A 12,037-nucleotide genomic window follows, 5' to 3' on the forward strand; every position below is an offset into this window, starting at 1 on the left:
GTAGGCAAGCCAGACCGGCGTCGGGCAGGTAGCGTGGCGAAGTGTGTTGGGTTTGCCAGAAGCAGTCTCGGTCGCACTCTTCGATCTCGACGGTGTCCTCACGTCCACCGCGGTGTTGCATCGACATGCCTGGAAGCAGGCATTCGACGGCTTCCTCGCCGAACGCGCTGGTGGCGCCGACAGTCCGGACTTCGCCGAGTTCACCGACCAGGATTACCTCGATTACGTCGACGGTCGTCCTCGGGACGCGGGGGTGCGCGCGTTTCTCGCCGCACGCGGCATCGATGACGTCCCCGAGTCGCAGCTGACCGCGATCGCCACCGGCAAGAACGAGTTGTTCCTGGCCAGTCTCGCCGCCGGCGGTGTGCAGGCCTATCCCGGCTCGGTGCGATATCTGAACGCGGCGCGCGACGCCGGGCTCCGGATCGCGGTGGTCACGTCGTCGAAGAATGGAGCAGCTGTGCTGGAAGCAGCCGATCTGACGCAGTTCGTCGAGGCGCGTGTCGACGGTCTCGACATCGTCGACAAGGGCCTCGCGGGTAAACCTGCCCCCGATTCGTTTCTCCTCGGGGCCGAACTGATGGGGGTCGATCCTCGGCAGGCAGCCGTCTTCGAGGACGCCATCTCCGGTGTACAAGCCGGTGCCGCCGGTGATTTCGGCTACGTGGTGGCCATCGACCGCCATGACGGCGCACAGCGTGAGGCGATGGTCGCGGCCGGTGCGAATATCGTCGTCGGCGATCTCGACGAATTGCTGCCCGCATGAGCGCCGCGAGCGGCAGCCACTTCGGCGAGAGTGGTTATGGCTTCGAGATCAACCCGTGGCAGTTGCGCTGGAGCGGCGGCGTCGACCTCGACATGCTCTCGCGCACCGAGACCCTATTCGCCCTGTCCAACGGGCACATCGGTTTACGCGGCTCTTTCGAGGAAGGTGAACCCGTCGACCATCCGGGTACCTATCTCAACGGTTTCTATGAGCTCCGCGGTCTCCCCTATGCCGAAAGCGGTTACGGCTACCCCGAATCCGGGCAGACGGTCGTCAATGTGACCGACGGCAAGATCATTCGCCTGCTCGTCGAGGACGAGCCGATGGATCTGCGGTACGGACGTACCGAGGAGCATGAGCGAACCCTCGATTTCCGGACTGGAACGCTGCGGCGGCACACGCTGTGGACCTCGCCGACCGGACGCACGGTGCGGATCAAATCCGAACGCCTGGTGTCGTTCACCAAACGCACCATCGCCGCCATCCGCTACGAGGTGGAGCCGATCGGCGAGGATATGAAACTGGTGCTGCAGTCGGATCTGCTGGCCAACGAACCGATCCCGGCGCCTGGCAACGACCCCCGGCTGGCCGCCGCCCTCGATGCTCCCCTGGTCTCCGATCTGGCGGCCTGCCGCAACTACTGGGGCATGCTGGTCCATCACACCAAGCAGTCGGGTCTGCACATCGCGGCGGGTATGGACCACGAGATCTACTTCCCGGACAAGGCCGACACCTTCATCCGGGCCGACGCCGATCTCGCCCGGCTGACGATCGCCGCGAATGTGCCGCAGGGCAAGAGCATCACGCTCACCAAGTACATGGGCTACGGATGGTCGGCGCGCCGTTCGGTGCCTGCCCTGCGCGCCCAGGTCGATGCGGCGCTGGCGATGGCGATGGAGACCGGCTGGGATTCACTCAAGGCCGATCAGGTCCGCTACCTGGAGGATTTCTGGCGCGACGCCGACATCGAGATCGACGGCGATCCGGAACTACAGCAGGCGGTGCGGTTCGCCCTGTTCCACGTGCTGCAGGCCGGCGCCCGCGGCCAGTCGCGCGCCATCCCGGCGAAGGGTCTGACCGGGCCGGGTTATGACGGCCACACCTTCTGGGACACCGAGAGTTTCATCCTGCCGATGCTGACGTACACGGTGCCCGCGGCTGCCGGTGAGGAGTTGCGCTGGCGACACGCGACGATGGACAAGGCCAAGGCGCGCGCCGCCGAACTCGGTCAGCGCGGTGCGATGTTCCCGTGGCGGTCGATCAACGGTGACGAGTGTTCGGGCTACTGGCCGGCCGGTACCGCGGGTGTCCATGTGTCCGCGGACATCGCCAATGCTACCGCCCGATATCTGCGCGCGACCAATGACGAACAGTTCGAAACCGAATGTGGCGTAGAACTTCTCGTCGAGACCGCCCGGTTGTTCGCCGGCCTTGGCCATCACGATGCCAACGGACGTTTCCGCATCGACGGGGTGACCGGCCCCGACGAGTACACCGCGGTGGTCAACAACAACACATTCACCAATCTAGCTGCGCAGCAGAACCTTCGGGACGCGGTGACGGCGGTGCAACGCCGTCCCGATCTGGGCGAGAAATTGGGTGTCACCAATGCCGAAGCCGCGCACTGGGAATCATGTGCCGACGATATGACGATCCCCTACGACGAGGCGCTCGGCGTACACCAGCAGTGTGAATCCTTCACCAGTCTGGGCGCCTGGGATTTCGCCTCCTCGGTCGGGAAATACCCTCTCCTGCTGAACTATCCGTACTACGACCTCTATCGCAAGCAAGTGGTCAAGCAGGCCGACCTGGTGTTCGCCATGTACCTGTTCGGGTCGTCCTTCACCCCAGAACAGAAGCTGCGCAACTTCGACTACTACTACCCGCTGACGGTGCGCGACTCGTCGTTGTCGGCATGCTGCGAAGCTGTCACCGCCGCCGAGGTCGGCTATCCCGATCTCGCCTACGATCTGCTGGCCGAATCGGTGTTCACCGATCTGCACGACCTGCATTCCAACGTGTCGTCGGGTCTGCATATCGCGGCACTGGCCGGCGCCTGGACCGATTGCGTAGCCGGCTTCGGCGGGATGCGCGACTTCGGCGGGAAGATCACCTTCGCGCCGCGGCTGCCGAGCCGACTGACCTATCTATCCTTCCGCATGATCGTGCGCGACTCGAAGATCGTGGTCGCCGTCGACAAGACGAAGGCCACCTATCGGCTGCTGTCGGGTCCGCCGATCGAGCTGGCCCATCACGGGGAGAAGTTCACCCTCGCGGAGGCGCCGGTGTCGAAGGCCATCGCGGCGGCCGAACATCGCGAACCACCCAAGGCGCCGCCGGGGTGCGAACCGTACCGCCGCGAGATCTGAACCGGACTCGCCGCAACACGTACTGCCGCACCGTCACTCCGCGAAAGTGACCTGGACCGGCCTGTCGACGATCCGGGATATGTCGGTGCCACCATTGCCGACGATGTCGCCCCGCCCCCAGCAGTACGCGCGCCGGTCGGCCACCACGCACGTCACATAGGGTCCCATCGCCAGGGAACTGACTCCGCTCAGCCCGGAAACCGGCCCGACCGGCGCCGCCAGACCGGCGACGGGGCCTCGGCCAACCCGCAGGGGATCACCCCAGCAGTACAACGTGCCGCGCATCGTCGCACACCCGGTAAAGGGGCCACCGGCCAACATGATCTCGTCGCCACTGACCGTGGGGACCGCTGTGGCCATGGTCGACCCGGTCCATGAGCGGCCATCGCCGCGCGCCCCGCGTTCGCCGTTCCCCCAGCAGTAGATCTTCTGGCGGGCCACCGCACAGACCCGGCTACCCGACGGCGCGATCCTGGTCACCGGCCCTGCCACGGGGATCGGCTGCGGACGCGTCACCGTGAAGTTCCGTTCGGCGCCCGGGTTGGGCAGTTGCCCCCAGCAGTAGCCTTTGCCCCCGACTACGGCGCAGGTTATCGCGCCACCGGCGGCCAGCTCACTCACGACCCCGGGCAATGGCACCTCGGACGGACGCACCGCCTCAACGCCAACGTCCTGGCCGATCTGCCCAGACCTGTTGTTCCCCCAGCAGTACGCCTTACCGTCGGCGATGGCGCACGTGTGCGCATCACCTGAGGTGAGGACCGTGACGCCCGATAACCCGACATCGACGGGTGTGAAGCTATTGACGGTATCGCCCGATCCCAGTTGCCCAGAGGAGTTCAGTCCCCAACATTTGACCCGCCTCTGGACACGCACACATTTGTGACTCTCGCCGTCGACGACGTCCTCGACACCGGACACGCTCGAAACCCGAACTGCGGTGGGCCGTTCGACGGTCGTGCCGTCACCGACCTGTCCGTACTCGTTGTCGCCCCAGCAATACAGCGCCCCGGTTCGGATCACGGCGCAGCCCGTGGACACCTTCACGACCATCTCATCGACCGGTGCAGCAGGTGCCGCCTGGACACCGCTACCGCTACCCCGCCCGGTTGCCGGCTCATCGGCACTCAGCGCGATACCTACCCCCGCGAGCACCGCGGCCACCACCGCACAGGCAAGGATCGCCAGCGGCCACCGCCATCCAGACCGTCGCGAGGTCGACGCCGACTGGATCGGACTCGGCCTCCGCACCGTGGCTGCGTACGCTGCATCGCCGTCCGCCGGGTGCGGTGGGTGGATGGGCGGGGTATCCGCCGCGCGTAGCGCATTCCGAAGCGCGGCCGCGAACTCCCCACAGTCGGCGAACCGGGCCACCGGGTCTTTGGCCAGCGCCCGGGCGAACACCGGGTCGGCGGGCGCCAGACGCGGGTCGACCGAGGCGGCCGGCACCGGAGTGAGCACTAGATGCGCATGCATCTGCTGCTGGGGGGTCGCTCCACCCAGCGGCATCCGGCCGGTGAGCAACCAGTAGGCGGTGACCGCCAAGGAGTACTGGTCCGCAGCCCGTCCGACCTGCTCAGGTCCGAAAGATTCTGGCGCGGAGTAGGCCAACGAACCGATGAACTGCGCAACGCCGGTCAGCGCGCCGGCGTCATCGACAGCTTTGGCGATCCCGAAGTCGAGGACCACCACCTCATCGAGCTGCCCCTGCGGACGGCGAACCACCATGATGTTGCCGGGTTTGATGTCGCGGTGAATCACTCCCTGACGGTGGGCATAGTCAAGCGCATCGGCCACCCGCCCGACGATCTCGGCCACCTCGAGCGGGTCCGGCCGCGGCGGCACGGTGAGATCCGCGCCGTCGAGGTAGTCCATCGTGAACCAGGGCGTATTGCCCTCGACACCGAAGTCGTGCACGCCGACGATCCCTGGGTGCCGCAGCACCGCGGCGGCGCGCGCCTCCCGGCCGAATCGTTCACGGGCGGTGGCGTCGGCGCCTGCAGCCGAGATCACTTTCAGCGCTTCACGGCGATTCAGGTGGGGATGCTCCACGAGGTAGACCTCGCCCATCCCGCCGGCCCCTAGACGTCGCAGCACACGAAATCCCGCGAACGTCCCCCCGATCTCGATCGGCACTGGCCTCTCCCTCATATGGTGGGGCCAATCGTTACACACCAGGACAGATGGCCGGGAACCCAGCGGCCGCCGGCACCGGCATGAGGTCCGGTCACTCTGGCGAGGCGAACGCTCACGCGTTGTCGGCCCAATCGGAGGACTTCCGGACGCGAGCATCGGCTGCGTGAGAGGTCACGGTCGGTGTGATTTCTGTTCACTGGGGTTCACTGGTGGTGCGGGTGGTCTGACCTGCACAAATAGTTCTTGCATCGAACACGTGTTCGAGTATGATGGGGATATGGACCTCACCGAACTGCACCACACCCTCACCGAAAAGCCGCCCGACTACACACGGTTGGATGGCCCCGCTGCCCTCGACGGCCTGCGCACGGTACTACGGCTGCGTACGGTGCTCGATCACCACGCGGTGACGTTGGTGTCGATGCTCGACCGACTGCATGTTGCCGACCGGCAGGGCCGGTCGTTGCGGGAGTTGTTGATCGTGGCGGGGTGTGCGCCGGCGGTGGCGTCGCGGCTGATTCGAGTCGCGGCCTCGCTGGATCTGGCACCACGGTTGGCCGCGCATCTCGCTGATGGGGTGGTCTCGATCGAGCATGCCGATGCGGTGATGCGGGGGATCGTGCACATCGGGACCCGACGCCGCGAGCCTCTCGACGATGAGTCGCGCCAACGGTATGTGACCGATCTTGTCGCGCAAGTGTTCTCGGGGGCCACCCCGGCTGAGGTCGCCGCCCGGGCCCGCACTCTGGGGAACCTTGAGGCCGACGACTCCGCAGCGGGGGTGCCGGCCGGGGAGGACCGCAGTGTCGATCGGTTGGATGTTTCGGTGACCGCGGACGGTCGGGTGGCGATTGTCGGGGATGTGGATGCGGTGATCGGCGCGAAACTCGCGAGCGCGGTGGATGCGCTGTCGGCGCCACGCCCGCAGCCGGATGGGTCACCCGATGCCCGGTCTGCGACTCGTCGTCGGGCCGAGGCATTGGAACAAGTGTTGGATGCGGCGGCGATGGCTGCGGAATCGGGTGTGTTGCAGGGCATGCCGAAATATCAGACGGTGATGACGATGTCTGCCGATCCTGCGACCGAGGCGGTCCCCGATGGTGCGCGGTTGGGGTGGGTGGGGTCGGTGACAGCTGCGACCGCTCGGATGTTGTCGTGTGATGGGGTGCTCACCCCGATCGTCGTCGATGATGGCGGGGTGCCGTTGCATATGGGTCGGGATAAACGTCTGTTTCCCGCGCATCTGCGTAAGGCGTTGATGGTGCGGGATGGTGGGGTGTGTATCAAGTGTGGGGCGCCGGGTTCGTGGGCGCATGCCCATCACATCAAGCATTGGGTGGATGGTGGGGATACGTCGTTGGATAACGGGTGTTTGTTGTGTCCGGCATGTCATGACGATGTGCACCATCATGGTTGGCAGGTGTTCCTCGGTGCCGATCGCCATCCGTGGCTGATCCCACCCGCCACCGTCGATGCGCGGCGTCGGCCGTTACCGGCCTACAACCGGCGCACGATGCGCCTGTCAGATACCGAACTCGCCGCCGCCTAACCCGCCCCTGCCCCCGAGTGTTACCTCCCGTGAGGTGCTGTGTTCGTTGACAACTCCACAGTGTGAGGGGTCTAGCTCGCTCAAGCCGGGGCGGGCTGGACACGCTCGCCCACCCGAATGGCGCGTGATCTCAGCGACGCTTGGCCAACAGGAACGCGATGAGCCTGCGGTCGAGCGCGGGTCCGTTGACCGTCACACCGCCGGGGCCGGTCGGATGGTCGGCGCCGAGCACGTCAGCATGCACCACCTCGGTGCGGCCGTGACCGAAGCGACTGATCCGCGTGGGGTATCGATCGGCACCCGACGCCCCCACCGTGGTCACCGAATACGGTGTCGCTCCGGCGATTCCGTTGGCTGCCAGGGCCGCCGACACCGCCATGCCGCCAAGGATCGGCGGCGCCACCCGATCGCGATCGCCGGTCACCACGAAACTCGGCATCGGAACGCCTCCGCGGGCGGTGCGCTGCGCGATCCCGGTGGGATCGAACAGGAATGGGAATCCGGCACTGATGGCCATGGCGGCGAACAGTTCCGGATATACCGCCGACACGGTCTCGGTCATCCCGCCGCCGGCCGAGTGGCCGACGATGTACACCCGTGACGGATCGGCGTGTAGCTCACGGATCGAGTAACGCACGATCCCGGCGATGATCGCCGCCTCGCCGCGACCGCGGACGGTGTTGGCCGGATCGAAGATGTTCCAGACACCCTGGCGGTCAGCGGTCAGCGACTGCATCGGCGCGACCACCGAGTAACCGCGACGGTCAGCCTCGACCAGCAACGTGGAGGAACGTCGCAACTCCTGCGGGTCCCCGTTGCGCACCTTGCTCGCACCGTGCAGCCAGACGATCAGCGGCTGACCCGCACGCGCACGGGCCGGCCGATAGAGCTGATAGGACCGCGTGCCCGCGTCGACGGTCATCGACTTCGTCTCGATCGAACCCGACGCGGCGATCGGCGACGCGGTCGCTGGTCCGCCACCCTCGGGAACCACGCCGGCGAAACCCGCCATCACCGCCGCCAGGACCACCAGGACGACCAGGCCGCGAAGCCGACCATGCCCATGCCCATGCCCATGCCCATGCCCACGCCCACGCCCACGCCCACGCCCACGACACGATTCCATCACCCGCTGCGACATCGGCCTCCCCTTCCGAATTTTCAATACCAAAAGGTATTAAACTGGCCGACATGGCTCCCGTCAATCCGAAGGCACCGACCGGTCAGGTTGCGTCGAGTCCGGCCGGAAACGCTCGGCGACGTTCACCCACTCGCCGGAAGAGCGACACGCGCGCCCGCCTCCTCGACGCCGCATTCGCGGTCTTCGTCGCAAAAGGCTTCGGCCGCACCCGAATCGACGACATCTGCCAGACCGCGGGGTACACCAAGGGGGCCTTCTACTCGAACTTCGATTCGTTGGAGCAACTGTTTTTCGCGCTCTACGACCGGGAATCTGCCTACGGCGCCGACTTCACCGGCGCGGTGGCCGCTGAGGCCGACCCGAACGCCGACGCGCGTGACCTGGTGGCGGCCTGGGCCGCGAACGTGCTGATCGATCGCGATTGGCTGCTCATCAACACCGATTTCGTGTCCTTCGCGGCCCGGTACCCGGACATCGCCGCCGACCTGACCACCCACCGGCGCGCGTTACGCGAACAGGCCACCGCCCGGCTCGCCGAGGCAATCGTGGCGCTGGCCGTCCCGCTACCTGAATCCTTGCCGACACCCGAGGCGTTCGCGCGCTCGATCGTCACCATCTATGACGGGGTCATCTACCAGCTGCTTCTCGACATGGATGAGGCCACTGTCCGCGACCATTTCGTGGCGATCATCAGCGCCCTGCTGCCACCGCGGTGACCTCTCGCGGCGGCCCCCCTTGACCTTGACACTGTGACAAGGTGTGCGGTGGAGGGCGAAGGAGGTCTCATGACAACGAACGCCCATCTCGTCACCGCATTACACGCCCCGGATCCGTCGGTGCGCCTGCGTGCCGCGCTCGACGCCGGAACTACTGCCGACCACGGCCTGCTGGACGTCCTCGTCCAGCGGTGCGGCGTCGAACCGGATTTCTACGTCCGGGACATGCTCACCTGGGCGGTGACGCGGCTGCCCACCGAGCAGACCGTGCCGCGGATTGTGGACGAGCTGCGAGCTGCGGCTCCCCAGGCCCGCAGTCAGGCCCTGCACACCCTGTCGAAGATCGGCGACCGCACCGCCTGGCCGTCGATCACCCCGGCACTTCTCCACGACGATGATGACGCAGTGGCCACGGCCGCCTGGCGTGCCGCCGTCGCGCTGGCCCCCGACGCCGACGCTCCGACGCTGGCCGTCGAGCTCGCCCGGGAACTCGGACGCGGCCCCCGCGAGGTCCAACGCTCACTCAGTCGGGCACTCGTCGAACTCGACGAGGCCGCCGCCCCGGCGCTGGCGATTGCGCGTGCTCATGAGAATCCGGTGGTACGCGCACACGCCATCGCGACCGAGCAACTGCGTCGCGACCCCGACAGTGGGTTCGACGACGTGCTGCACCTGGCTCGGCGTACCGCCGTCGGCATGCCCGATGCAGCCGGGGACTCATGCTGATCGGCGAAGTGTCGCAGCGTTCCGGGGTCAGTACCCGGATGCTGCGGCACTACGACTCGCTAGGACTGGTGACGCCGAGCGGCCGGACCTCGGGCGGCTATCGCAGGTATTCAGCCGACGACATCGAGCGGCTGTTCCACGTCGAATGTCTACGCTCGCTGGGGATGTCGCTGGAAGATGTCGCGCGAGCGCTCGGCGATCGGCATTTCGTCCCCGCCGACGCGGTCACCGAGGCCATCGCCCGGACCCGTGAGGCGATCGCGGCCCAGACTGAACTCCTCGGCCGTCTCGAACGCATCCGGGACGCGGCACCCACAGACTGGTCGGCGGTGCTGCGCATCATCGCCCTGTGGCGCGCGATGTCCTCGCCCCGAGGTGACGAGCGGTTGCGTGCAGCGCTCACCGACGGTGAGCGAACGCTGTCACCCACGGCGCTGGCGCAGGCACTTCTGACCGAACCCGAGCCGAATGTCGCGAGCACGCTGCAGTGGGCGCTCGCCCGGAACCCCGACGACCCGACCAGCGCGCTCGACGCGTTGGGCGCGGGACTCGACGATCCGGTCGGCGACACTCGGCTGCGCGCGGTCACCGCGATCGCCGCGCTGCCTGCCACCCCGACGGCCGACGGTTACCTCGCCATGGCCCTCGATGACCCGGAGGTCGCCGTGCGCGCCCGCGCGGCGATCGCACTCGGGGGCCGCGGCGTGACCTCGGCGATACCCGCTCTCATCGAGCTGATCGTCGTCGGCCGCGCCGATGTAGAGGCCGCCGAGGTCCTTGGTGCGCTGGCCGCGACACCCGATCCCGCCCTCGCGACTCAGATCGTGACGGCACTGTCGGACCGGCTGGCTGCGGAGTCGGCCGAACCCGCGGTCCGCTCCCGCATCACCCAGGCGCTCGCCGAGATCCCCGACGCCGCCGCCCACGACCTGCTGAGGGCGTTGGCCACCGATGCCGACCCGACGGTCGCCGGTACCGCCGCCGCCATCCTGAACTCCCCTCCGCCGTCGAACGGCACCGGTCGGTGCCGGTAACCTGACAGGCACTATGGCCTCAGATCCGACCAGCACCGACGCCGCCGGCACCTCCTTCGGCGATGGACGCCCGTACTACCTCACCACCGCGATCGCCTACCCGAACGGCGCACCGCATATCGGGCACGCCTACGAGTACATCTCCGCCGACGCGCTGGCCCGGTTCCATCGCCTCGACGGCTACGACGTCCGCTTCTTGACCGGCACCGACGTGCACGGCCAGAAGATGCAGCAGACGGCAGCGGCTGAGGGCATCCCGACGGCAGACCTGGCCAATCGCAATTCCGACAAGTTCCAGCAACTGCAGGATCGACTCGGCTCCAGCTACGACCGGTTCATCCGCACGTCGGATGCCGATCACAAGCGTGCGTCCGAGGCGATCTGGACGCGGATGGCGGACAACGGCGATATCTACCTCGACGCCTATTCCGGCTGGTACGACGTCCGCGACGAGACCTTCTACGCCGAATCCGACACCGTCGTCAACGAGGCAGGCGACCGCGTCGCCGCGGACAACGGTCACCTCCTCACCTGGACCGAGGAGCAGACCTACTTCTTCCGGTTGTCGGCCTATCAGGACAAACTGCTCGAACTCTATGAGAACCATCCCGAGTTCATCGGCCCCGACGTGCGCCGTAACGAGGTGGTCAGCTTCGTCAAGGGCGGTCTGACCGATCTGTCGATCTCTCGGACCACCTTCGACTGGGGTGTGCCCGTCCCCGGGCATCCCGATCACGTCATGTACGTGTGGGTCGACGCGCTCACCAACTATTTGACCGGCCTCGGTTTCCCCGACGACGAGGCCACCCTCAAACGCTATTGGCCGGCGGATCTGCACATCATCGGCAAGGACATCATCCGCTTCCACTGCGTGTACTGGCCTGCCTTCCTGCTCAGCGCGGGCATCGATCTGCCCAGACGAGTCTTCGCACACGGCTTTTTGTTCAACAAGGGCGAGAAGATGAGCAAATCGGTCGGCAATGTCGTCGACCCGCTGGACCTGATCGACGAGTTCGGTCTCGACCCGGTGCGCTATTTCTTCCTGCGCGAGGTCTCCTACGGGCAGGACGGGTCGTATTCGACGGAGGCGATCATCGCGCGGATCAACGCCGACCTCGCCAACGAGTTCGGCAACCTGGCGCAGCGCTCGCTGTCGATGATCGGCAAGTACTTCGATTCGGTGGTCCCGTCCCCGGCCGCCTTCACCGCCGAGGACACCGCCCTGCTCGACGCCGCCGACGCGCTCCTGGCCACCATGCGCGGACATATCGACAACCAGGCGATCCACCTGGGTATCGAGTCGCTGTGGTCGGTACTTGCCGAGACCAATCGCTACATCTCGGCACAGGAACCGTGGAAGGTCGCGAAAGCCGATCTGGAGCGGACCGGCACAATTCTTTATGTCTGCGCCGAGGTCGTCCGGATCGTCGCCCTGCTGAGCCAGCCGATCATGCCCGAGTCGGCGGGCAAGATCCTCGACCTGCTCGCCGTCGGTGCGGACCGGCAGTTCGTCGCCGTCGCCGACCGTCTCACGCCGGGCGTCACCCTGCCCAAGCCGGCGCCGGTGTTCCCGCGCTACGAGAGCTGAGTGTCGGGGCGC

The 12,037-nt window shown here is 66.8% G+C and carries 9 protein-coding genes; 7 read left to right on the top strand and 2 right to left on the bottom strand.

Annotated elements, in window-relative coordinates:
- Positions 1 to 43 precede the first annotated feature (43 nt).
- Positions 44 to 766 carry an HAD family hydrolase gene (locus tag QSJ18_RS15880; protein ID WP_286327547.1) on the top strand — a complete coding sequence of 241 codons (723 nt, stop codon included), beginning with the start codon at positions 44 to 46 and terminating at the stop codon, positions 764 to 766.
- A complete protein-coding gene (locus QSJ18_RS15885) occupies positions 763 to 3,135 on the top strand; it encodes a glycoside hydrolase family 65 protein (protein ID WP_286327548.1) in 2,373 nt (790 codons plus the stop codon). The genes QSJ18_RS15880 and QSJ18_RS15885 overlap by 4 nt, the downstream gene beginning before the upstream one ends.
- A 33-nt stretch (positions 3,136 to 3,168) precedes the next feature.
- Here the strand turns inward: QSJ18_RS15885 and QSJ18_RS15890 are convergent, their stop codons facing one another.
- Entirely contained in the window at positions 3,169 to 5,271 is a 2,103-nt protein-coding gene (locus tag QSJ18_RS15890; RefSeq protein ID WP_286327549.1) for a protein kinase domain-containing protein, read from the bottom strand.
- Positions 5,272 to 5,548: 277 nt separating this feature from the next.
- On the opposite strand from QSJ18_RS15890, the gene QSJ18_RS15895 reads away from it, so the two are divergent.
- The gene (locus QSJ18_RS15895) at positions 5,549 to 6,820 is read left to right on the top strand and encodes an HNH endonuclease (RefSeq protein ID WP_286327551.1); all 1,272 of its coding nucleotides are present in this window, start codon (positions 5,549 to 5,551) and stop codon (positions 6,818 to 6,820) included.
- Between the two features lie 130 nt (positions 6,821 to 6,950).
- Here the strand turns inward: QSJ18_RS15895 and QSJ18_RS15900 are convergent, their stop codons facing one another.
- Positions 6,951 to 7,961, bottom strand: coding sequence for a CE1 family esterase (locus QSJ18_RS15900; protein ID WP_286327553.1), 1,011 nt, complete (start codon positions 7,959 to 7,961; stop codon positions 6,951 to 6,953).
- Between the two features lie 50 nt (positions 7,962 to 8,011).
- Between QSJ18_RS15900 and QSJ18_RS15905 the strand changes: the two genes are divergently transcribed.
- From QSJ18_RS15905 to metG, 4 genes are all read left to right on the top strand, one after another.
- Positions 8,012 to 8,677, top strand: a complete 666-nt coding sequence (locus tag QSJ18_RS15905) for a TetR/AcrR family transcriptional regulator (RefSeq protein ID WP_286327554.1) — start codon at positions 8,012 to 8,014, stop codon at positions 8,675 to 8,677.
- Between the two features lie 69 nt (positions 8,678 to 8,746).
- Complete coding sequence (locus tag QSJ18_RS15910; RefSeq protein ID WP_286327555.1) at positions 8,747 to 9,403, top strand: HEAT repeat domain-containing protein; 657 nt, start codon at positions 8,747 to 8,749, stop codon at positions 9,401 to 9,403.
- Positions 9,397 to 10,437, top strand: coding sequence for a MerR family transcriptional regulator (locus QSJ18_RS15915; protein WP_286327556.1), 1,041 nt, complete (start codon positions 9,397 to 9,399; stop codon positions 10,435 to 10,437). The genes QSJ18_RS15910 and QSJ18_RS15915 overlap by 7 nt, the downstream gene beginning before the upstream one ends.
- Before the next feature lie 13 nt (positions 10,438 to 10,450).
- Positions 10,451 to 12,025, top strand: a complete 1,575-nt coding sequence (gene metG / locus QSJ18_RS15920; protein WP_286327557.1) for a methionine--tRNA ligase — start codon at positions 10,451 to 10,453, stop codon at positions 12,023 to 12,025.
- The last annotated feature ends 12 nt before the right edge of the window (positions 12,026 to 12,037 follow it).

Source organism: Gordonia heveisoli, assembly GCF_030315745.1.
In the GTDB taxonomy this organism is placed as follows: domain Bacteria; phylum Actinomycetota; class Actinomycetes; order Mycobacteriales; family Mycobacteriaceae; genus Gordonia.